Annotated in this window: 15 protein-coding genes and 1 pseudogene; 3 read left to right on the top strand and 13 right to left on the bottom strand. The window is 73.6% G+C overall.

Going from position 1 to position 22,680, the window contains the following annotated elements; genetic code table 11:
* Positions 1 to 32 precede the first annotated feature (32 nt).
* The 3 genes from ACFPIH_RS23020 to ACFPIH_RS23010 all read right to left on the bottom strand — a co-directional run bounded on the left by ACFPIH_RS23020 (position 33) and on the right by ACFPIH_RS23010 (position 2,492).
* On the bottom strand, positions 33 to 278 hold the full coding sequence (locus ACFPIH_RS23020) for a hypothetical protein (RefSeq protein WP_381163961.1): 246 nt from the start codon (positions 276 to 278) through the stop codon (positions 33 to 35).
* Positions 275 to 1,594 (bottom strand): S8 family peptidase, encoded by a 1,320-nt coding sequence (locus ACFPIH_RS23015; RefSeq protein ID WP_381163964.1) that lies wholly within the window; start codon positions 1,592 to 1,594, stop codon positions 275 to 277. Before ACFPIH_RS23015 ends, ACFPIH_RS23020 begins: the two co-directional genes overlap by 4 nt.
* A 280-nt stretch (positions 1,595 to 1,874) precedes the next feature.
* Positions 1,875 to 2,492 (bottom strand): RICIN domain-containing protein, encoded by a 618-nt coding sequence (locus ACFPIH_RS23010; protein WP_381163967.1) that lies wholly within the window; start codon positions 2,490 to 2,492, stop codon positions 1,875 to 1,877.
* A gap of 105 nt (positions 2,493 to 2,597) precedes the next feature.
* Here ACFPIH_RS23010 and ACFPIH_RS23005 point away from each other — a divergent pair, with 105 nt between their 5' ends.
* The 3 genes from ACFPIH_RS23005 to ACFPIH_RS22995 all read left to right on the top strand — a co-directional run bounded on the left by ACFPIH_RS23005 (position 2,598) and on the right by ACFPIH_RS22995 (position 7,680).
* Entirely contained in the window at positions 2,598 to 3,800 is a 1,203-nt protein-coding gene (locus ACFPIH_RS23005) for a cytochrome P450 family protein (RefSeq protein WP_381163970.1), read from the top strand.
* 391 nt (positions 3,801 to 4,191) lie between these two features.
* Positions 4,192 to 6,615: a protein kinase domain-containing protein gene (locus tag ACFPIH_RS23000; RefSeq protein ID WP_381163973.1), complete on the top strand. Its 2,424-nt coding sequence runs from the start codon at positions 4,192 to 4,194 to the stop codon at positions 6,613 to 6,615.
* 177 nt (positions 6,616 to 6,792) lie between these two features.
* Positions 6,793 to 7,680 carry a prohibitin family protein gene (locus tag ACFPIH_RS22995; protein WP_381163976.1) on the top strand — a complete coding sequence of 296 codons (888 nt, stop codon included), beginning with the start codon at positions 6,793 to 6,795 and terminating at the stop codon, positions 7,678 to 7,680.
* On the opposite strand, the gene ACFPIH_RS22990 is transcribed toward ACFPIH_RS22995, so the two are convergent.
* From ACFPIH_RS22990 to ACFPIH_RS22945, 10 genes and pseudogenes are all read right to left on the bottom strand, one after another.
* Positions 7,677 to 8,570 (bottom strand): LLM class flavin-dependent oxidoreductase, encoded by an 894-nt coding sequence (locus ACFPIH_RS22990; RefSeq protein ID WP_381163979.1) that lies wholly within the window; start codon positions 8,568 to 8,570, stop codon positions 7,677 to 7,679. The two genes, ACFPIH_RS22995 and ACFPIH_RS22990, sit on opposite strands and share 4 nt — an antisense overlap.
* A gap of 131 nt (positions 8,571 to 8,701) precedes the next feature.
* The gene (locus ACFPIH_RS22985) at positions 8,702 to 9,760 is read right to left on the bottom strand and encodes a glycoside hydrolase family 5 protein (protein ID WP_381163982.1); all 1,059 of its coding nucleotides are present in this window, start codon (positions 9,758 to 9,760) and stop codon (positions 8,702 to 8,704) included.
* A 190-nt stretch (positions 9,761 to 9,950) separates the two neighbouring features.
* Positions 9,951 to 10,988 carry a rod shape-determining protein gene (locus ACFPIH_RS22980; protein ID WP_381163985.1) on the bottom strand — a complete coding sequence of 346 codons (1,038 nt, stop codon included), beginning with the start codon at positions 10,986 to 10,988 and terminating at the stop codon, positions 9,951 to 9,953.
* Positions 10,989 to 11,165: 177 nt separating this feature from the next.
* Complete coding sequence (locus tag ACFPIH_RS22975) at positions 11,166 to 15,077, bottom strand: SAV_2336 N-terminal domain-related protein (RefSeq protein WP_381163988.1); 3,912 nt, start codon at positions 15,075 to 15,077, stop codon at positions 11,166 to 11,168.
* Positions 15,067 to 16,095 carry an AAA family ATPase gene (locus ACFPIH_RS22970; RefSeq protein WP_381163991.1) on the bottom strand — a complete coding sequence of 343 codons (1,029 nt, stop codon included), beginning with the start codon at positions 16,093 to 16,095 and terminating at the stop codon, positions 15,067 to 15,069. The genes ACFPIH_RS22975 and ACFPIH_RS22970 overlap by 11 nt, the downstream gene beginning before the upstream one ends.
* A 30-nt stretch (positions 16,096 to 16,125) precedes the next feature.
* Complete coding sequence (locus tag ACFPIH_RS22965) at positions 16,126 to 17,862, bottom strand: VMAP-C domain-containing protein (RefSeq protein ID WP_381163994.1); 1,737 nt, start codon at positions 17,860 to 17,862, stop codon at positions 16,126 to 16,128.
* Positions 17,859 to 18,659, bottom strand: a complete 801-nt coding sequence (locus ACFPIH_RS22960) for a CU044_2847 family protein (RefSeq protein WP_381163997.1) — start codon at positions 18,657 to 18,659, stop codon at positions 17,859 to 17,861. Before ACFPIH_RS22960 ends, ACFPIH_RS22965 begins: the two co-directional genes overlap by 4 nt.
* 105 nt (positions 18,660 to 18,764) lie before the next feature.
* Positions 18,765 to 20,108, bottom strand: coding sequence for a carboxyl transferase domain-containing protein (locus ACFPIH_RS22955; RefSeq protein WP_381164000.1), 1,344 nt, complete (start codon positions 20,106 to 20,108; stop codon positions 18,765 to 18,767).
* Positions 20,105 to 21,550, bottom strand: a complete 1,446-nt coding sequence (locus ACFPIH_RS22950; protein WP_381164003.1) for an acyl-CoA synthetase — start codon at positions 21,548 to 21,550, stop codon at positions 20,105 to 20,107. The genes ACFPIH_RS22955 and ACFPIH_RS22950 overlap by 4 nt, the downstream gene beginning before the upstream one ends.
* Before the next feature lie 13 nt (positions 21,551 to 21,563).
* Positions 21,564 to 22,648: pseudogene (locus ACFPIH_RS22945) on the bottom strand (MerR family transcriptional regulator).
* Positions 22,649 to 22,680: the final 32 nt, after the last annotated feature.

Genomic DNA, 22,680 nt, shown 5'->3' with positions numbered 1-22,680 from the left:
GGAACCGTGGTTGCCCTGCACCTCGAACCCGCTCACTGGATCGGGGAGTCGGGCGGGGGGAGGTGGATAGTGCGGTCGAGGTCCACGGCTTCGACGCCGGCGACCGCCTCGAGGGCCGGGATCCGGTCCTCGGCGACGGTGCCGGACAGGGTGCCGAGCATCGGCTGCTCGCCCGTGACGGTCAGCCCGGCCCCTCGCAGGGCCTCGACCACCTCCGCGAACCGGTCGGGGTCGACCGCGAGGATGACCCCGACCGGTGCCTGGGACGGCTTGCTCACGGGGCCTGGACCAGACCCGCGCCGACGTCCCTGGCGGGCTGCGGCAGCGGGAACGCGCCGGCCAGCAGAGTGGCCCTCAGTTCCGCCGCGGAAGCGTCCGGGTTCGCCTGGGCGAGCAGCGCGAGGACACCCGCGACGTGCGGCGTGGCCATGCTCGTGCCCATGAACCGGGCGTACCCACCGCCCGGAACGGACGAGTGCACGTCGACGCCCGGCGCGGCGATGTCGACCTCGCCGCCCTGGCCGTTGATGCCTCCGCAGGAGAAGACCGCCGTCCTCAGGCCCCTGTCGAGCGCGCCCACCGCGAGGATGGAGGGGCAGTTGGCGGGCCGGCCGACGGGCGGGACGAACCCTGGCCGATCAGCTTCGTTGCCCGCCGCGGCGACGATCACTGTCCCGCGTTCGAGCGCACGCAGGGCCACGATCTCGTACGTCTGCGGGAAGAGCTCACCCGGCTGGACGGGAGCGCCGAGCGACATGGAGATCACCCGTGCGCCACGGGCGACCGCCCAGTCCATGCCGGCCAGGATCTGGCCGTCCGTGCCCCTGCCGTTGTTGCCGAGCACCTTTCCGGCGAGTACCCGCGCCTCGGGTGCCACGCCGTAGCGGGGCCCCTGCTGGGGTTTGGCCGGACCGGCGGTGGTGCCGATGCAGTGCGTGCCGTGGCCGAAGACGTCCTCGACGCTCTCACCGAGCACGAAGGAGGCCGTCTCCTCGATGCACCCGACCAGGTCCGGGTGGTCGGTGTCCACACCGGTGTCGAGAACGGCGATCTTCACACCGCGTCCGGTCATGCCGGAGATGTTGGCCCTGATCGCCTGGAGGCCCCAGGTCGCCTTCTGCTCGTCCCAGGCCGGGCCCTGGAACGTGGCGGCTTCGGCCTTGCTCAGCCGGGCGACCACTTCCTCGTCACTGCGGTAGGACGGCAGGAACGCGGTCGGCGCCCGGTCCGGGGCCATGATCTGCGAGGCATAGACGATGCGCTCCGGCTCCGCCGCGAGGATCGAGTTCTCCGCCTCGGCCGTGGTCACCAGCGCGTGCCGCTGCTCGGGCCGCACTTCCACAACGGCGGCGGCGAGGTTCTCGAAGTGCACCGAGACGTCCGGGCGATCGAGGAGGCCGGCCACGTTCGCGGACTCGGCTCCTCGGACCCGCTCCACGGGCGCGATGTCGGCGGCGGAACGCAGCGCGTTCAACCCGCTCTCCTGGTTGCTCGGGTCGAGCAGGATCACGTACCGGCCGGTGTACTCCGCGCCCTGGCCCGCGGGGGGGCCGCCGGGCCGATTGGGGTGCTCGCCGAAGGCACGCCTGTCCATGGGACCGTTCGCCATTGAATTTCCCGCTTTCTGTGCGCTTTCCCCCGGTTGCCGGACGCGCGTCGAAACGACGGAGTGGCAGGCGCCACGGAAGGGTGGGACGCGATGCGGTCGTATCGACGCTTACCGCCGTCACCTGCAAGGCCGGCCCTTGGCGGGCCGTCGGCGGCGCCCCCTCGTACACGGTCGCACCGGGTATGGGGGCCCGCAACACAGAGCCGGGCCGCACCCGATGGTCGGGTGCGGCCCGGTTCTGTGCCCGGAATACTTGATCGGGATACTAGTGAAGCGTCCAGTTCTGGTTGTTCCAGCCGTTGCAGGCCCAGAGCTGGGCCTTGGCGCCGTTGGCCGGGATGGCGGTGAGGTCGCCGTCCAGGCACTGGCCGCCCTCAAGATTGGTCAGCGTGGCCCCGTGCCAGACCCAGGTCTGGTTGTTCCAGCCGTTGCAGGCCCAGAGCTGGGCCTTGGCGCCGTTGGCCGGGATGGCGGTGAGGTCACCGTCCAGGCACTGGTTGCCGCGGGAGTTCTGGATCGTGTAGTAGCCGACCGGCTTCCCGGCCGCGGGCGCCCAGAGCCAGGTCTGGTTGGTTCCGCCGTGGCAGCCCCACAACTGCACCTGGGTGCCGTTGGTTCCGATGGTGTCCGCGTCCCCGTCCAGACACTGGCCGCCCTCGTTGTTGGTCATCGTCAGCCGGTAGATCGCGTTGATCCCCACCTGGCCGCCGGCGCCGTCCTTCGCGCCGTCCTGCGCGGTCGGGATCTGCGACACCGACGTCACGTCGACCACACGCGGTGCGGCCGAGGCGGTGTCGGTACCGCCGGCGGACGCGGTACCGGCGGTCACCAGACCGATGGCGGACGAGGCCCCCAGGACAGCGAACAGGATCCGTTTGCGCATGCTTTCCCCCATGAGTTCGTGGCCGGTATGTCCTGGGAGAGACTCTGCCCGTGCCGCCCCGGCACGGCGTGAGTAGTCGGTACTCATCGTCCTAGGGTGGAGCTCATGTCCACCACAACACCCGGCAACCCGCCCCTGGTCGACCTCGCCGAGCTGGTCGCGGACCCGTACGCGACGTACGGGCGGCTTCGTGAGGCGGGGCCGGTTCATCGCTTCACCGGTACGGACGGGTTACCGGCCTGGCTCGTGACGCGCTACGACGACGTACGGCAGGCCCTCGCCGACCCCCGGCTCTCGCTCGACAAGCGCAACGCGAAGCCCGGCGGCTACCGCGGGCTCGCGCTGCCGCCGGCGCTGGACGCCAACCTGCTCAACATGGACCCCCCGGACCACACCCGTATCCGACGCCTGGTGTCCCGGGCGTTCACCCCGCGACGTACCGCACTGCTGCGCGAACCCATCCGGAAGACCGCCCACTCCCTGCTCGACGCCATCGCCGCGGACGGCCGCGCCGACCTGATCGCCTCGTACGCCGCGCCGTTGCCCATCGCCGTGATCTGCGACCTGCTGGGCGTGGCCGAGGACGACCGGCTGGACTTCCGGTCCTGGACCGACGCCCTCGTGGTTCCGGACCCGGCGCGGCCGGACCGGGCGAAGGAGGCCGTCCGGGGCCTGCTGGCCTACTTCACCCGGCTGCTCACCGACAAGCGGGCCGCTCCCGCCGACGACCTGCTCTCCGCCCTGATCGCCGTACGCGACGAGGAGGACCGGCTGAGCGAGGACGAGTTGATGTCCCTCGCCTTCCTCATCCTGATCGCGGGATACGAGAACACCGTCCACCTCATCGGCAACGCCACCCTGGCCCTGCTCCGCCACCCCGGCCGGCTCGCCGAACTCCGCGCCGACCCCGGCCGGTTGGGTCCGGCGGTCGAGGAACTGGCCCGCTACGACGGTCCCGTGCCGCTGGCCATCCGCCGTTTCCCCACCGAGGACGTCGTCATCGGCGGAGTCACCGTCCCGGCGGGCGAGACCGTCCTGCTGTCCCTGGCCGCCGCCCACCGCGACCCGCGCCGCTTCAGCGAACCCGACCGGCTCGACCTGGACCGCGACGCCACCGGACACCTCGCCCTCGGCCACGGCATCCACTACTGCGTCGGCGCGCCCCTGGCCCGGACGGAGACCGAGATCGCCCTCGCCGTACTCCTCGAACGCTTCCCCCGACTGGCCCTCGACGTTCCGCCGGACGCCCTGCGGTGGCGGCCGTCGATGCGCACCCGCGGCCTGCTGAGCCTGCCCGTGCGTTACTAGGACCTGACCCAGGAGCGCGTCCCGTGATCCATGTGTCACGGGACCGTGGTTTTGCATGGTGTGCAACGCGGTATGCAATGCGCGGAGTGACCTTCGGCACATCGGATGTCTTCGACGGCATAAGCCGTTTCATCCTGCATTTGTTGCTCATCGCGCACTGTTCCCGCAGGACGGCCACGTGTCACCCGATATCTGACGGACCGTCAAATCAGGTCGTGGAGGTGGAAGGAGGGCGGACGACATGCTTCCAGGCCAGTGCAAACGACTTCTCGGTAGTGGCCTCGTCCGTCACTTCAGCCTCTAGTCTTGTGGTCAGACCCCCTCCGGTCCTCTCCCCCACAGCGAGGGCGGTACTCCCGCCCGTCACGATCGAGAACAGGCGGCTGAGGGCATGAAACCACTGCGCCCAGAAGACCCCGAGCAGTTGGGCCCCTATCGTCTGGTGGCCCGCCTCGGCTCCGGCGGCATGGGCCGGGTCTACCTGGCGACCTCCGCCGCCGGCCGCACCGTCGCCGTCAAGGTCATCCGCCCCGAGATGGCGGAGGACAAGAACTTCCGCATCCGCTTCCGGCGCGAAGTGGCCGCCGCGGCGGCCGTCGGCGGCGTCTACACCGCCCCCGTCCTCGACGCCGCGCCGGACGCCGAGACACCCTGGCTCGCCACCGCCTACATCCCCGGCCCCACCCTGGCCGAGGCGATCGCCGAACACGGGCCGCTGCCCGTGGACACGGTCCTCGCGCTGGGCGCGGGCATCGCCGAGGCGCTGATCGCCGTACACGCCGAGGGGCTGGTGCACCGCGACCTCAAACCGTCCAACGTGCTGCTCGCCGCGGACGGCCCGCGCGTCATCGACTTCGGCATCGTGCGCGCCCGGGACGGCTACGAACTCACCGGCGCCGGCGGCCTGTTCGGCTCCCTGGAGTACATGTGCCCGGAGCAGGCCACCGGTGAGCAGATGGGGCCGGAGGGCGATGTCTTCTGCCTCGGCTCGGTGCTCGCGTTCGCCGCGTGCGGACGCACGCCGTTCAGCGGCGCCGCCGCGGCCACCCTCCTCTACCAGGTGGCCCACGGCTCGCCCGACCTGTCCCGGGTGCCGGAACCGCTGGACAAGATCATCAGTCTCTGTCTGGCCAAGGACCCGGCCCTGCGCATCGATCCCGAACGCCTCTCCGCGGCCTGCGCCCCCAACGGCGCCGAACAGGTGCTGACGGAGGGCTGGCTGCCCGCGCCGCTCACCGAGCTGATCGCCGCCCGCCGGGCCGCCGCGACGGACCTCGACCTCCTGGCCCGCACCCCGGCCGGCGCGGAGCCCTGGACCGACGGCCCCGACTCGCTGCCGCCCGCCACCCGTTCGCGCGGGTCGGCGTACGCGACGGTGGGGCGGCCGGCCTACGACGACGCCCTCGCCGAGCGCAGCGGAAGCACGGTCTGCCCGAACGGGGAGCGGGGAACCGGCGGCGGCGCCCGTGGCGCGGTGCCCGCCACCGAGCCGGCGGACCAGGAACCCTTCTCGGTCCCGGAGGAACCGGTGCCGGATCGTTCCGCCACCGACGCGTCCGCCGACCCGGCCACGCCCGCCTCAGCCAGGCCCCCCTACGCGTCCGCGGCCGCGTCGCAGACCCGTGGGTCCGCGCACCGTCGCGCCTCCGCCCCCTCCCGGGTCTCCCGCCGCGCGGTCCTCGCCGCCGCCGCGGGCACGGCCCTCGCCGGGAGCGTGGCCGTCGCCGTCACCCGGAGGGCGACCGGCGGACAGGGGGCGCGTCGGCTCGTCGCGGCCCCCGAGCCGAGCTGGATCTACCGTGGCGACCCGCTGCTCCAGGCCCCGGCCGTCTTCAACGAGGGCACCGCCCTGGTGAAGACCCGCCCCGGCAACATGGTCTGCCTCGACCTCACGAACGGCTCCCAGCCCAAGTGGGTCTACCAGGGCATCAGCCTCTCGCCCACGCCGGTCATGGTGACCTACGGCGCCGCGGTCGCGCTCGGCACCGGCGCCACCCTGATCGGCGTCGACCCGGCCGACGGCACCGAACAGTTCACCCTCGACTTCGGCGACGACTACCGGTTCGACCAACTGCTCGGCAGCTACGACGGATACGCCGTCTCCGTCCTCGGCGCCCGGCTGCAACGCCAGTCGGCGGAAGAGGGCGTCGCCACCACCACCAGCGCGGTCTTCGGCGTCGACCTCAGACTCCGCCAGGCCGTCGTCATCCCGATCGACCCGGAGGACGTGGGCATCGACCTCAAGCCCGTCATCACCTCCAGCTACTTCGTCTACACCGACGGACTGCGCAACGTCTCGGTCCGCGGCACCCGCGACGGCGGCAGACTCAAATGGCGTCACCCGGTGGGCTACGACCTGCGGCCGGGGCTCGCCGTGCTCGGCCAGAACGTCTTCGCCATCGGCTCCGAGCTCATCGCCCTGGACCTGCTCACCGGAAAGCTCCGCTGGCGGGCGAAGGCCGAGCACGGCCAGTTCGCCTCCCTCGGGGTGGGCGGCAACACGGTCTACGTCACCGGCACCAACCCCTCCGGCGTCTACGCCTTCAACGCGGCGACCGGCACCCGGCGCTGGTTCTGCGAGACCCCCCGCCTCAACGTCGACACCCCGATCGCGGTCGGGGCGCGCGCCCTCTACATACCGGCCCTGGAGAACAAGAACGGTTTCTACGCGATCGACTCCACCGCCGGCCGACTCCTGTGGAACTTCACCGACGGCCGTGAGGCCGGCGTCAACAACTGGCAGCTCTCCTGCGACGGAGCGGGGCATCTCGTGGCCCAGCACTACGACCGCGTGTACGCGCTGCCCGCCGTCTGAGCACAGCGTGCCGCCGCGTCGCGGCGGCAGCCGGGTGCGAGCCGCCGGCATCTCGGCGGTTGGCGGTGGAACGGGAGACCGGGAACGAGGCGTCCCTCATGCGAGGCGAAAGTCGATCCCGCCGAGGGCCGAAGTGAACTAGGTCTGCCCCACGGGACGAAACCGAGGGGGATTTCCGTGTTCGTGCTGACCATCCTGCTGCTGATAGCGGCTGTCGTGCTGTTCCTCGTCGGCCGTGGCCGCAGCGAGGCGGGCTGGAAGATCGGGTCGGCGCTCAGCGCCGTGGGGGGCGTACTGGCAGGCGCGTTCGCGTGCGTGTACGTCGTGAGCGCGTACGAGGTCGGCGTGCCGGTCACCTTCGGCAAGGTCGGCACTCCGCTGACCTCCGGCATCCACTTCAAGTCGCCGTTCACCGACGTCACTTCCTTCACCACCAGGCCCGTGGACCTCAACCTCTACGACAAGGACGTGGTCGAGGTCCGCTCCTCGCAGGGCGGGGTGCTGTACGCGGACGTCACCATCAAGTGGGCCGTGGTGCCCGCCAAGTCGGTCGCCCTGTACCGGCTGGCGGGCAGTCAGGAGGCCATCCAGGAGCGGCTGGTGGTGCCGGACAGCAGAGAGATCATCCGCAACGTCTTCGCGAAGCACACCAGCGAGGAGGGCTATGTCTCCGCCCGCGAGCAGATCGGTTCGGAGATCGAGTCCCTGGTCAAGGAGCGGCTGGCGCCCCGCGGGATCGACGTCACCACGGTCAACCTGCGCAATGTGAAGCCCTCGGACAAGCTCCAGGACCAGATAGACAAGAAGATCCAGCAGGAGCAGGCCACCGAGCGGGCCGTCGAGGCCGCGCGCACCGCCAAGGCGGAGGCGGAGCGCAAGCGGATCGAGGCGGAGGGCACCGCCCGCGCCAACAAGATCCTCGAGAAGTCGCTGAGCGACAAGGTGCTCTACAACCAGTGCCTGGAGGCCTACAAGGAGGCAGCCAAGGCCAACCCGGTGTACGCGGTCCCCTGCGGCACGGACTCCAACGGCACGCCGGTCATCGTGGACGGCACCAAGAACTAGGACAGCGCCTGGGAGCCGGTCGCCCGGATCGAGGACAGGACGGCCTCCAGTTGGCCGAGCGGCTGCTCCCCGGCGAACCGCAGGACGACCGTGTCCGCGCCGGCCGCCGACAGGGCGGCGATGTGGCCGGCGGCCTCCGCCGCGGTACCGGAGACGGTGAAGAGCTCCTCCTGCGGGCGGCCGAGCCAGGCGCTCTGGCCCTCGGTGTGGGGGTGGAGGGCGTCGGCCACCTCGTCGGGGTCGTCGCCCACGCAGGCGAACGCCAGCACCGTGAGGGTGTGTTCGGTGCCCGCGCCGCCCTTGGCGGTCAGTGCGCGGGTCTCCTCCAGGTCGCGCGGGCCGTGCCCCTCGGCGATCAGCGTGCCGTCCGCGACCTGGCCGGAGAGTTCGAGCGAGCGGGGCCGTACGACACCTGCGACCAGCGGCGGGACCTCGGTCGGCGGATGCACCAACCGGATTCCGTCCAGGCGGACTTCACGGCCCGTCAGTTCCACGCGCTCGCCGCGCAGCAGGGCCCGCACGGAGGTGATCGTCTCCTCCAGGAGGGCCAGCGGGGAGCGGGGCGCCACGCCGACCTGCTCCATCCACTCCCGCACCCCGTGCCCGATCCCCGCGACCAGCCGGCCCGGGAACACCCTGGCCAGGGTGGCCAGTTCCATCGCGAGCAGGGCCGGGCTGCGCAGCGGGGCCGGGGTGATGCCGATGCCCACCCGGAGGCGTTCGGTCGCGCCCAGTGCGACGGCCGCCGCCGACACCCCGCCGTTCCAGCCGAGGTCCTCGACCACCCACAGGTCGTCCACGCCGAGCGCCTCGGCCCGGCGGGCGAACCCGGGCAGCCCCTCCGGCGCCCAGTCGCGGTCGTACATCACGCCGATCCGTACGTTTGTCATGAGGAGGAACCTATGCGTCGGGCGCCGGGCCGATCAACGGCGTATCCGGCGCGGCGGGTTCGGACCAGGGCGGTGGCGGGTCGGGTCGGGGCGGGCGGGTGTGCCGCCCGCCCCGGTGGACGTGTCCCGGCTCAGCCCTTGACGGGCTTGCCGCGCCCCCAGGCCCAGGCGAGCCGGTCGGCGCCGGACTGGTTGGTGGTGACCAGCCACGGGCGGTTCGGGTCGCCGACGAGCTTCTGCATGGAGTACGTGTCGTCGGTCCGCAGACCCGGCCAGTACACCGAGCCCATCTTCAGCTCGCGGAAGGTGTCGGTGACGGCCTGGACGTAGTTGACGAAGTTGTCGTCCGGCGTCTTCACGTTGTAGTTCAGACCGGTGGTCATCGGGGCGCCGAACTCGTCCGCCACGGTCCGGTTCGCACAGTCGCCGATGCGCACCTTCAGGTCGGACACCCACTGGTCGTAGGTCGCGTAGTCCTTCCAGAACCCGTAGTGGTGCAGGGAGAGGTACGTGCCCTTCAGGCGCGGGTCGGCGCAGACCGTGGTGACGTGGTCGTTGTAGCCGGCACCGGAGACGAAGACCCGGTTGCGCGGGACCGACTTGTAGGTGTTCAGCCACTTCGCCGCGATGTCGGCCCACTCGGCGTCGGTGTAGCCGTGCGGCTCGTTCATCGGCTCGAAGTAGACACGCTTGTCGTTCTTGTACGCCTTCACGACGGTGTTCCACATCGGCCAGTAGGTGGCCTCGTCGTCGATGAAGCCGTCCTTGCGGTCGCCGGTGCCCTCCCAGTAGGACACGATGACCTTGAAGCCCTGGTCGGAGGCCGCGTCGATGACCCCGCGGTACGACTTCCAGTACGCGCCGTTGACCGTGTACGGGTTGATCGGCAGCCGGACCGTGTTGGCGCCGAGGTTGGCGCGGAACGCGGCGATGATCCGGGTCGCCTTGGCGTACGTCTGCCGGTAGCTGTCGGTGGTCGACAGACCGGACAGCTGGAGGTAGTCGTCGGCGAAGTTGTCGCGCGGATCGGCCCAGTTGACGCCCTTGAACTGGGTGGTGTCGGTGGCCGGCGCGGCGGCGGAGGCGGGGCTTCCGGCGAGGGTCGTACCGGTGACGGCGGCCACGGCGACCGCGACGAGAGCGGCGCGCAGGCGAGGGGGGAGAGAGGATCTGGCGGGGGTCTTGCGCATCGACTTGCCCTTTCGGCTCTGATGTTTGCGTAAACATGAGAGCCCCGCGGTGGCTGATGTTTACGCAAACATGGCGGCGCCGGAATCGTGGCACCCGGTTCGGTGATCGTCAAGGTTTCGCACACGTAACAGTTGCGGCCGGTGGTGCGCGAGACGCCCTTCGGTACGCCGGTGGAGCCCCGGGGAACGGTCACGTGGCCAGGTGATTGAGCGTCAGGGGCGCGATCCGGCCCTCCAGCATGGCGCCCAGCCCCTGGGCGGCGCAGATGTCGGGGCGCTCGGCGATGTGCACCGGCATACCGGTGGCCTGCCGCAGCATGTGGTCGAAGCCGGGCAGCAGCGCGGAGCCGCCGACCATCATGATCCCCCGGTCGGCGAGGTCGGCGACCAGATCCGGCGGGCACTCCCGCAGCACCCGCCCGATGCCGTCGAGCACGGCGGTGAGCGGTGTTTCGATCGCGTCCCGTACGGCGGCGGTGTCGACTCGGACGGAGCGGGCCAGGCCGGTGGCGACGTCCCGTCCGTGGATCTCCGTGACCGACGGGCCGTGCGGGGTGAGGCCGTTGCCGGAGAGGGCGAGCTGCAGGGGCCGTACGGACTGGCTCGGGAGCATCAACTCGTGCTCGTGGCGCAGGTGCTGGACGATCGCGTGGTCGACGGCCTCCCCGCCGACCGGGATCCGCTCGGCGGTCACGATCGAGCCGAGGGAGAGCACGGCGACCTGGGTGGCGGCGGCCCCGCACACCATGATCATGGTGGCTTCGGGCCGCTCCACGGGCAGCCCGCAGCCGACGGCGGCGGCGATGAGCGTGTCGACCAGCTCCACGCGGCGCGCGCCGAGCCCGACCAGGGTCTCGACTGTGGCGCGCCGGGCGAGCGGACCGGCGTCGTGCGGGGTGCAGGCGGCGGCCCGCAGGAACGGCCGTCGGCGCAGCTGCCGGCGCACCTTGTCGCCCAGCAGGTGGCGCAGCATGCGCTGGGCCATCTCGATGTCGACGACCGTGCCGCCGGAGACCGGGCGCATCACGCGGATGTAGTGCGGGGTGCGGCCCGTCATCCTCTCGGCGAACTCGCCGACCGCGATCAGACCGCCGGTGCGGGTGTTGACGGCGGCGACGGACGGCTGGTCGACGACGAGCCCCGCTCCCCGCACGTACACCCGGGTCCGCGCCGCACCGAGGTCGACGGCGAAGTGGCAGCGGCGCAGCTGCTCCAGACTGGCGGTCATGGCGGGTCCTCCCGAGAGCACAGACCGTGGGGCCGCTTGGCGGGCGAGCCTCTCGTGCGGGTGGGCCGCCGGGCGGACGGCCTCCTACGCATCGTGCGGGGGCGGGAGGGGCGCCGCCTTCTGTGGTGGGCCGGGCGGGGCGCGACCGAATGGGGGTTTGTCACACAAGGCGGCGTGTCACAGGGCTCGTGCCGCCTCCAGCACCGGCGTGAGCGAGGACACCGTCACCTCGCAGCCCGCCTCCCGCAGCCGCTGCTCGACCGTGGGATTGCGGGCCAGGCCGACGAACCGCAGGCCCACCTGCTGGGCGGCGGTCAGCTCGGCGAGGGTGGAGCCGACCAGGACGCCGGTGCGGGTGGGGGAGCCCTGCGGGGCCAGGGCGCGCAGCAGACAGTCCGGGTGCGGCATCAGCCGGCCGAGGTCGTCGGCGCGGCCGTGCACACCGGCGAGCAGCGGCAGCCGGCGGGACTCCAGATGACGGCGGACGGCCCGCTCGCACACATCCGTGGCGATGCCCACCCGCCGGCCCGAGTCGTGCAGGGCGCGGACGAGGGCGGCGGAGCGGTGGGTGGTGGGCGCGTCCGGTACGGCCGCCAGCTCCAGCGCGTCGAGGCGCTCGCGCAGCAGCGGTCCGTGCCGGTCCTGCGCGAAGGCCCGCAGGACGTCCAGCGGATGCACGAACAGCTCCCGTGTCGCGCCCGGGTCGCCCACCGGCCGGCCGGCCAGCGCGTCCCCGGGGTCGCGGTGCTCGGCGACCAGGGCGAGCAGGTCGAGGGCGGCGGCGCGGGCGCCCGTCGCGGTGAACAGGCGGGTGAGCGGGCCGTCGAAGCCGAACAGCACGGTCTCGGCGTCCGCGAGCAGCTCCGCCAGCGGCCGGTCGGCCGGCCCCGGCCGGGGCACCTCGGGCGGCGGGGCGTAGTCCGGCGCCAGCGTCACCGCGCACGTCACCGTGAGCCCCGGCACCGGCCACCGCACCAGCTGCGTGTTGAGGGCCCGCTGCGCACCGGCGGGCCGGCGCAGGGAGTGATGCCGGGTGATCAGCGCCCCCGCCTCCCGCAGATGCGCCAGCAGCCGCTCCCGCACGTCCGCCACCTCGGCCCGCACGAACGCCACCGGATCGTCCACCCGCCAGGTCAGCTCGGCGGCGACGGCGAACCCGCCCTTGCCGGAACCGGGCAGGGTCAGCTGGTGGACGTCGCGCTGCGGGGTGAGGTCGACGTCGTAGTACGTCACCGGGCGGGGCGGGCCGCCGCCGTACGGGTCGGCCGGGTTGAGGAGGGCGAGCGGGCCCTCGGGGCCGGTGTGCACGACGGCGGTACGGCCGGGGGCGGGGATGCCGAGCCGGCCCAGGTCGCGGGTCACGAACGGCCCCTTCACCAGGTCGCGCCGCTCGGCGCCGGGGTGGTACCAGGCGTCGGGGGAGGACGAGTCGCCGTACACCGGATGGAAGCGGTACGGGCCGGCGGCGGCGGAGCTGGCCGTGAAACTGCCGTAGAGGGCCGGGGAGACGACGATCAGCATGCGGGCGCCGGATCGCGCGGTCCGGCGGGCCGGGGTCCCGAACGCCACGAGCAGCCGCGGCGGTTCGCGCAGCGTGGCCCAGTGGTCGGGCAGCCAGCGCAGCGCCGCCACGAGGACCGGGAGCAGATCGGTGCCGGCCGCGACCCGCACGGCGTACCCGTTCGGACGGACCTCGACCTCGTACTGCTGTGAGCTGAGGGCCCCCCGGGAGAGAACCTGATGGACGGCGTACTCGAGAGTGATACGGCTCTCGGGGTGAGCGGCGAGATCGGTGTCGGTCTCGAACAGGAGAGTGGAGCGGGTGCGCGGCTCCCGCTGAACGGGGGAGTCCGCCGACGGCAGACGCAGGAGCCGTTCGAGGCCGCGGAGTTGGGTGTCCTGTCCGTCGGACGTCAGATCGGCGACGGCGGCGGTCAGCGCCTCCGCGAGCCGCTCCGGCAGGGACAACTCGGAGATCGGCAAAGGGAGTTGCTCGCTTTCCGGCAGCGTTGTCCCGCGGTGCATCGTGTGCACGAGACGCCCGAGATCCCGCAGATCGTCCGAGCGGCTCCCGGTACCGAACCGCACCGCGTCCAGACAGGTCAGAACAGGCCCACGGGGAGAGAGGACGACGTGCATCGCGGTCAGACCACCGAACGGCCGTCCGTTCGCGTGCAGGGCGGCGACCGCCTCGGCGATCCGCGGAACCAGGTCGATGAGCTCTGCCGCGGGCAGCCCGTGGGGGGCCTTGTCGAGACGGCGGTGGAGACTCCGTCCCTCGACGAACTCGCGTACCAGATAGGGGACATCGTCCTCCACGCCGTGGTCGACGACTGCCGCGACTCCGGGGTGGCGGATTCCGGCGAGCCGCTCCGCGCTGCTCGTGAAACCGGCCAGGAACCACTGGGCCGGGCGCCGGTACCGACGTACCAGGACCGTCGCGTCGCCCTCCCGCGTGTCCTCCGCCAGCCAGTCGAAGTACGGCGGTCCCGTCTTCCTGACCAGCCGGTACCGGCCCCCGACCATTTCCCCGGGCTCGTCCCCGCCGCCCAGCCGCCGTACGGTCTCCTCGCGTACCGTCGCGAAGGCCGTGCTGTTTCCGTTCGGGCCGGCGCCCGCTGTCACATGGAACTCGCCTGCCGTCAGGCCGGCCCGGTCGTCGATCAGGCCGCCGATGCGTTCCAGGAGTTCGCGGGTGCGGCCGCGGGCCGTGCGGGGGAGGGTGCGCAGGAGGAGGTCGCGGACGCCGGGGCGGAAGCCGTAGGAGCCGGGCGGGCCGGGGACGGCGGTGAGCATGCCGCTGAGGATCACCTCGGCGAGGTGCTGCGGGCGCGGATCGCGGTCCACAGCGCGCTGGACCAGCCGCATCACCGGGACCGAGGGGACGGCCAGCGCCAGATGCCCGGCCAGCCGGAAGGCCTCCGGGGAGGCGGTGGCGCGGAAGCGCAGGACGAGGTCCTGGGGAGTGGGCTCGGGGGCCGGTTCCCTGGCGGGTGGCGGGGGCGGGGCAGGGGGGAGCCAGGCCGCCGCGCCGGGGGTACGCGCGCCGCCCGGGGACGCCACCAGCGCCGCCCAGTGGGCGAGCCACGGCCCGCCCGGCTCCAGGACCGGGAGAGGGACGGCCCCGCCCGGCGGGGGTACGGCGCCGTCCGGGTCGTACGGCGTGAAGGCGAGGGCGGTCAGCGGCGCCGCGGCGGCCGGGGCGGCCAGGACGCCCGGCTCGGCCGGGAGCGCCGTCGTCGGCCACAAGTGCTCCGGGAGCGGCTGTACGACGGCCAGCGGCATCCGCGCCGCCCAGTGCCGCAGCGCCCGGTACCAGCGCTCGCCCGCCGGCCCCGCGCGCCACTGCGGGCCCGTGCAGTCGCTGACGACCAGCGTGACGGTACGGCCGTCCGCCGGGTCGGGGACGTGCCGGGCCGCTCCGTCGGGGGTGGCCGGGTGCAGGGTGACCGTGCGGAAGACGCCCGACTGGGCCAGCACGGAGTGCAGTTCGCGGACGAGGGGCCGCCAGACCGGCATGGTCGGGCCCGTGTCGTGCACGAGGTTGAGCCGCAGCCAGCGGTCACGGGCGGGGCGGAGCACGGGCAGCCAGACGTCCGGGTGCGCGCCGAGCCGGGCGATCCGGTCGGCCGTGGCCCGCTCGTCGAGCAGCCGGGCCCGCGCCGCCGGCACCGTCCGCTTCAGCGGACGCAGGGCACGCTGGAGGGCGAGGGGGTGGGGGAGCATCGCGGGCGCGGGGGCGAGCAGCGGCGTGCGGGTGGCTCCACCGGTCGCACGGGGTTCGGTGACGGTGTCAGGCCGCGGGGCGGGTGCGGGGAGGTGGAGGGGGACACGGTCGGCGGGGGCGGGTGGGGCTGCCGGGGGCTCGCCATCGGCCGGGGGCGCGACCGGGGCAGGGGGCGCCGACACGGTCGTATCCTCAGGAGCCGTCGCGTTCCCCGGAGAACCGCGATCGGCCGATTGCCTTGCCAGCCACAGCACTTCGGCCAGTTCGCGCGGTGTGGGCGCGGTGTCCGCCGCGGCCGTCAGCAGTGCGGCGAGCCGGGCGAGGGCGTCGCTGTCACCGTGCGGCGCCGGGTCAGAAGCCATCGCCGTCCGCCGTCGTGCCCAGGTAGGGCATCAGCTGTTCCGCCAGGTCGTCGCGGGAGTCGGCGTCCAGCCCCGCGACCCCGGTGAGGTAGAGGGCGTTGAGCAACTGGTCGGTGGCGAGTTCGCCGTCGGCGGCGCGGGCCAGGAAGCGGTTGATGAGGTGTTCCGCCTCGCCGGGCGGGGTGTCGAGATGGGCACGCACGATCTCGGTGAGCTGCTCCCGGCCCGGCCTGCGCAGCCTCAGCCGGACGCAGCGGCGCAGAAACGCGGGCGGGAACTCGCGCTCGCCGTTGCTGGTGAGGACGACGAAGGGAAAGGCCCGGCAGCGGACCCGGCCCCGGGTGACGGTGACCGGTGTGTCCGTGCCGTCGGCGAGCACCTCGGCGGTGGCGTCCTCGGCGGAGTGCCGGGCGGCGCGCATGAGTTCGGGGATCTCGTACTGGCCCTCCTCCAGGACGTTCAGCAGGTCGTTCGGCAGGTCGAGGTCGCTCTTGTCGATCTCGTCGACCAGGAGGGCGCGGGGCCGGGCGTAGGGGAGGAGGGCGGTACCGAGCGGACCGAGGCGCAGATGGTCCTCGACTCCGCCGCCGGACACCGTCTCCCGCCGCGCCGCCTGCCGGGCCGCGTACAGCCGGGACAGCGGGTCGTACTGGTAGAGCCCGTCGGCGAGGGCGGAGCGGCTGGTGATGTTCCAGCGCAGCACCGGGCCGAGCCCCAGCTCGCGGGCGACCGCGTAGGCCAGCGAGGACTTGCCGGTGCCGGGCGGGCCGGTGACCAGCAGCGGGCGGCGCAGCACGAGCGCCGCGTTGACCAGCTGGACGCTCTCCGGGGTGGCGACGTAGGTGCGGGCGCGGTGCGTCCGGTCGGGGGAGACGGCGGCGGCGTCGTCGGCGTCGCGCGGCGCGGACAGCACGGGCTCGCCGTCGAACGCCCGCCAGGGCGGCGGCGGGGGCAGCCGGTCGATGCCGTCGTGCGGCTCACGGTCGCTGTCGCCGGTGTAGACGGACCAGTCGGACATCGTTCTCCGAAGTTCGGGGTGCGGGGGTGGTCAGGCCACGGGGGAGTGGGCGGAGGCTGACGCCGGGGCGGGAGTGCTGCCGTACGGGTCGGTGAAGACGCGGGGGTCGTCCCACAGCAGCTGGATGTCGCGCGCCCAGTGGCCGTCCTCCGCGTCGGCCTCCTCCCGCAACGTCAGGACGAGGCGCGGGAGTTCGGCGGGCGGGACACCGGACACACAGGCGTCGAGCTCGTCCAGGAACGTCTTGCCCGCGCATCCCTCCCCGCCCGCGCACGGCACGTCGTCCCCGGCCGCGCAGCCGCCCCGGGACCAGACGACCACCGGGGCGGGAGCGGTGAGCGAGGTGTCGAAGTGGGCACGGGTGCGCGGGGTGCCCGGCACGGTCGCGAAGCCCGCGAGCACGGCGTCGGAGCGCCGCAACCGCATCCGCAGCTGCGGCGGTTCCTCGTGCGTGCCGCACTCCACCCGGTGCACCCGCACCCCCGGCAGGCCGTCGAGCCGCTTCCAGACCCGGGTCAGCTGGTGCCGGGCGCCGGCCCGGCGGCGCGCCTGGTCGGTGACGACCAGCGGGTAGACCGACCCCAGCGGGGTGTCGTCGTCGGGCGCGCTCGCCCAGCGGTCCACGGGCAGGTCGATCCAGTCCCGGGGCAGCGCGAACGCGATCAACTCGTCGCTGCCGGGCGTCAGATGGCGGAACGCGTCCTCGATCCGGTCCTGCACATAGGCCCGCACCCGGGCCCGCGGCAGGGTGTCGGAGCCGACCGGGTGCCGCCGTCCCCCGCTGTACGCGGACACCTCGACGAGCACCTGTCCGTCGCCCGCGCCGCTGTGCCGCAGGTCGACGAGGATGGGCGACCACTCGGGAGCCTCGGGCGATTCCGGATCCGGCTCGGCCGGCGTCTCGAACAGGGCCTCCACCTGGGTGGTGAAGCGGGCGACGGTGGTGGCGGCGTCGTCGCCGTCGATCTCGCAGAGTACGAACAGGGCCGCCGACCACAGTGACTCGAACCCCTCCTGGGGCGGGTCGGGGTCCAGCGGGCCCCGGGCGGCCTCGTAGAGCCGTACGCGGCGTAAGGGGTCGCCGTCCAGACCCGCGCGGACCGCCCGCTCGACCAGCTCGCGCAGCCGGGCCCGGTCGGCGCCGCGATGGTCGGCGGTGGGCACCAGTCCCGTCAGGTCGGGCCAGTAGCGGGCCATGACCTCGGTGGGCATCATCCGCCCGTTGTGCACGCCCTGCGCGCCGGCGGCGGCGGTGACCATGCCGACCACCTCGCCGGTGTCCACCAGGGTGACCGCAGCGCCGCTGAACCCGGGCGCGAGCGGCTGGCCGCCCGGCTGCCACGCCTCCAGCTGGATCCACTCGCGGTTCAGCAACTGCGTGGCGGTGATGCGGTACTCGGCGAGCGTGCCCTCGTCGAAGCCGACCGGGAAGCCGTACACGACGAGTTTGCGGGGCCGGTCGGGGCGGGGTGCGTGCGCCGCTCCGACGGGCGCGAGCGCGGCCGGCGCGACCGGCACCTCCTGCTCCAGCTCCAGTACGGCGAGGTCGCCCAGGTCGGTGGGGCCGCCGGCCCAGCCCCCGTCGGCGACCACCCGTGCCGGTACGGCGGGGGAGCCGGGCCGCTCGGTGAACGTCACCGTCAGCTCCCCGTCCCCTTCGCCCACGACATGCGCGCAGGTCAGCACCCTGCGCGGGGTGACCAGAAACCCCGCCCCGACGACCTGACCGCCACACTCAACCCGGGCATGCCACTCGGCACTCATCATGAGACAGCGGACCCCGCCTCCCTGACGGGGGCCTGTCTGACGGCGGCCTCTGCGTTGGCGACCTGCCCGGCGGGGGCCTCTGCGGCGCTGGCCTGCCCGGCGGCGGCTTCTCCGGCGGGGGCGTGCCCGGCGGTGGCTTCTCCGGTGGCGGCCCTCCCGGCAGCGCCCTGCCCGGCGGTGGCCTCTCCGGCGGGAGCCCACCCGGTGGCGGCCTGCCCAGCGGCGGCTCTCCCAGCAGCGCCCGGCCCGGCAGTGGCTTCTCCGGCCGGGGCCTGCCCGGCGGGGGCCTGCCCAGCGGGGGCCTGCCCGGCGGTGGCCTCTCCGGCGGGAGCCCACCCGGTGGCGGCCTGCCCAGCGGCGGCTCTCCCAGCAGCGCCCGGCCCGGCAGTGGCTTCTCCGGCCGGGTCCTGCCCGGCGGGGGCCTGCCCGGCGGCTGCCTGCCCGACGGCTGCCTGCCCTGCGGCGGCTGTCCCGGTGGCTGGCTCCCCGTTGGTCGGAGGTGACCAGGTCAGTCTCACCACGAGGTGGCCCTCCGCCGTGCCCTTGGCGATGATCGCGCCCGTCTCCGCCGAGAGCTTCACCCCGAACTCGATCTCCACCCCGTCGGGCCGCAGCGACCCGTCCCGGAACACCCGCAGCGCGGACTCGGCAGCCGCGCGCACCCCCTCCAGGGCGCCCTCGAAGGTACGGGCCGCCTGTACCGTGCCGTCGCCGCGGGCCACCAGCCGCGACCCGGGCCGGCGCTGCTCACCCGCCTCGACGGAGACGACGGCCCCGTCGTCGGTCCTGAACTCCACCAGACCTTCCACGCGCCCCTGTAGCCCCTCTCGTCGCCGCTGCGCCTCTGCGCATCCTCATTGTCACGGACGGTACGTGGGGTTGTCCTGTCCCGCCCGCCGTTTTCACCGCTCCGGCCCCTCCCCTGCCCGGATCACCCCCAGTTCGGCCAAGTCCTGTGGCCGGATCCGCAGTTGGCCGGCGGTCAGTTCCACCTCGTCCTCCGGGCGCTTGAGGATCGCGGCGGCCAGCTCCGGGGCGATGACGGAGAAGTAGCTGTCCGGCGCGGCCCAGGTACGGCCCGGCGCGGCGAGCGCCAGCGCACCGCCGGAGCCGCCCTCGCCGATCACCAGCGTGGTGATCGGCGTACGGGCGATGGCGACCGCCCCGAACAGCTCGGCGATCGACGCGCCCACCCCCTCCCGCTCGGCCTCCGCGTCATTGGCCGCGCCCGGCGTGTCCACCAGGGTCAGCACCGGGATGCCCAGCCGGTCCGCGAGCCCGATCAGCCGGGTGGCGGTGCGGTATCCGGCGGGCCGGGTGGCCGCCCCGGTCTGCGCGGCGTACGCGACCGTACGGCCGTCCCGCGCGCCGAACCCGCAGAGCATCCCGTCGGGGTCGGTACCGCCGCAGCGGTCGCCGGAGATCGCGAGACGGCCGTCGAAGTAGGCGTCCAAGTAGCGTGCGGCACGCGGCCGTTCGGGCGCCCGCGCCCGCTGTACGGCGTCCCAGCCGGAGGCCGGCAGATCCCGCGCCCCCAGCGCCTCCGGGACCGGCGCGGGCTCGCCCGACACCCCGGTCAGCAGCCGCAGCCACCGCCCCAGCGTCTCCCGCAGCTCCTCCTGCGCCACGACCGCGTCCGCCGACCCCGCCGCGACCTGCGCCTCCGCGGTGTACGCGGCCGGGTCGGCGTCCGGGGGCCGGACCCGTGACCCCGCGAAACCGACCTGGGCGCCCGGCAGCGCGAGCACCACGTCGGCGCCCGCCCCCAGGGTGGCCCAGCCGCCGCCGGTCGTCGGGTCCCGCAGGACCGCGATCTGCGCCAGCCCGGCCGCCCGCGTCAGCGCCGACTGCCGGGCGACCCGCTGGAGTTGGGTGAGGGCGAGCATGCCCTCCTGCATCCGGCTGCCCCCGGTGGCGACCAACGGCACGACGGGCAGCCGGTGTTCACGGGCGTAGACGTACGCCGCCTCCAGCCGGTCCCCGGTGCGCTCGCCCAGCGAACCGCCCAGGAAGCCGAACTCGAAGGCGATCAGCACGGCTTGGGTGCCCCCGACGCTCGCGGTACCGCAGACGACGGACTCCGTCTCGCCGGTGCGCTGGGCGGCGCGGGCGCGGGAGAGGTCGTAGCCGGGCCAGCCGAGGGGCCCGTCGGGCCGGAAGTCCCTTACCGGACGGGGGAGTTCGTGGAAGCCGTCGGCGACGAGGGCGATGATCTCCCGCGCGCTCGGGCGGCGGCCCTCCGTCATGTCGGCAGCGCCCGCTTCATGATCTTCCCCATGTCGTTGCGGGGCAGGGCGTCGAGGTACCGGACCACCCGGGGCCGCTTGTGGGGAGCGAGCCGCAGGGCCACATGGTCGGCCAACTCATCACTGCCCGGCGGCACTTGTGGATCCACGGGCACCACCCAGGCGACGATCCGCTCCCCGAGATCCGGGTCCGGCTCCCCGGTGACGGCGGCCTCGCGCACTCCCGGATGTTCCAGCAGCGCGTTCTCGATCTCGCCGGCGCCGATCTTGTAGCCGCCGCTCTTGATGAGATCGGTGGCCTTGCGCCCCACGATCCGTACATACCCGTCCGGATCCCGCACGGCCACGTCGCCCGTGCGGAACCAGCCGTCGGCGGTGAAGGCGGCGGCGGTGGCGTCGGGCCGGTTGAGGTACTCGGTGAACAGGTTGGGCCCGCGTACCTGGATCTCGCCGACGGTCTCCCCGTCGTACGCCGCCACGGCCGCCCCCTCCTCGTCGACGAGCCGCAGTTCGACCCCCGGCAGCGGCAGCCCGACCGTCCCCGCGCGGGCCTCCCCGTCCGCCCGCACGGAGGTGTTCATCAGCGTCTCCGTCATGCCGTACCGCTCGACGACCCGGCGCCCGGTCGCCGCCGCGATCCGCTCGTGGTCGTGCACGGGCAGCGCGGCCGAACCGGACACCAGCAGCCGCGCCCCCGCCAGCGCCTTGACCAACTCGGGTTCGTCGGGCAGGGCTTCGGCGATGCGGTGGTACATCGTCGGCACCCCGAACAACATGCTCGCGCCGCTGTTCAGCTCCCGGGCGACGCCCTCGGTGTCGAACCGCCCGAGATGCCGTACGGCACCGCCCCGGCGCAGTGGGCCGAGGATCCCCAGCACCAGCCCGTGCACATGGAACAGGGGCAGCCCGTGCACGAGGACGTCCTCCCCGGTCCACCGCCAGGCGTCGGCCAGCGCGTCCAGGGTGGTCGCGACGGCCCGCCGCGGGATGACGGCGCCCTTGGGCGGGCCGGTGGTGCCGGAGGTGTAGACGACGAGCGCGGGATCCTCGTCGCCGGCCAGGCGGTCGTCCGGCGGGGCGCCGGCACCGTAGGCGTCGACATCGACCCGCTCGATGCCCGCCAGTGCGCCCGGCAACTCCACCCCCGGAGCGGCGAGCACCGCACCCGGGGCGCTGTCCCCCAGGATGTGCCCGAGTTCCTTCTCCCCCGACTTCGGGTTCAGCGGCACGGCGGCGCCCCCGGCGAGCAGCACCCCCACCACGGCGACGGCGGTCTCCAGCGAGGGCGTCGCCCACACGGCCACCCTCCCCACCCCCCGGACCCGCTCCCCGACGGCCCCGGCCGCCGCCGCGAGCTCCGCGTACGTCAGAGCACGCGCACCGAACCGCAGGGCGACCCGCCCCGGGAGTTCGCCCGTCAGGGCGGGAAAGAGAGAAGACACGGGACACTCCTAGTCACTCGTTCGGCCCACCAGAACCCGACACGTCCGCCACCACGCAGGCGATGTTGTCCGGCCCACCGGCGTCGTTCGCGGCACCCACCAGCGCCTCTACGGCCTCGCCGGGCCCGGCCGCACCGGCGAGAAGAGCACGGACGGTGTCGTCGGGAGTGACGACCGGAAGACCGCCGGAACACAGAAGGTAGCGGTCCCCCGCCCGGACGTCGTGCAGCGGAGGTCGGGAATGCCCGGGGTGCCGCCGGAGAGTGCCTTGAGCAGAAGCGTGCGCTGCGGGTGCGCGACGGCCTCCTCGGGGGTGAGGCGCCCCTCGTCGAGGAGGGACTGCACGAGGGTGTGGTCCTGGGTGATGCGGAACAGGGCGCCGTCGCGGAGCAGGTACGCGCGTGTGTCGCCGATGTGGACCAGGGCCAGTTGCGAGCCCGTCCACAGCAGCGCCGTGAGCGTGGTGCCGATGCCGTCCGTGCCGGCGGCCACGTCCCGCACGGCGTCCGCCGCGGCCCGCACCGCGTCCTCCAGCAGCCCGAGCACCCCACCCGCCGGCACCTCCGCCGCGTCGAGAAACTTCAGCGCCTCCACAGCAGCGCCACTCGCGGACCCGCCCGCCTCGCCGTACCCGTCGGCCACGGCGAGCAGCCGGCGACCCGCGTGCACGGTGTCCTGGTTGGCGGGGCGCACCCGGCCCCGGTCGGAGTGGGCGGCGCAGGTGAGTTCCAGCATGGTGGGTTCCCTTTCGCTCGTGCCTGGAGTCGTGCCTGACAGGTGGTCAATCAGGAACGCGGCGAGATCCCGCCGCACAGCCGTCTCCGCCTCCACCCGAGCCCAGAAGGCGCGGATCTCGCGGGCCGCAGTCGCCGGGTCGTCGAGGGCGCAGACCTCGCGGATCCGGGCCGGCGGCATCCCCAGCCGCCGCAGCCACGCCACGAGCCGCGCCTGCTCCAGCTGCTCGGTCGCGTCGTAGCGGTACCCCGTCTCCGGGTCGACCCGGGCGGGCCGCAGCAGCGCCAGCTCGTCGTAGGGGCGCAGTGCCTTCGGCGAGAGCCGGCAGGCCCGGGCGAAGGCCCCGATCGTGAGCATGGACATGGGCTCCTCGGTCTCGTCTCGTTCCCGCCGTC

The organism is Streptomyces vulcanius, from assembly GCF_042653945.1.
Lineage (GTDB): Bacteria > Actinomycetota > Actinomycetes > Streptomycetales > Streptomycetaceae > Streptomyces > Streptomyces mangrovi.
This window is presented reverse-complemented; position numbering and strand designations above follow the sequence as displayed.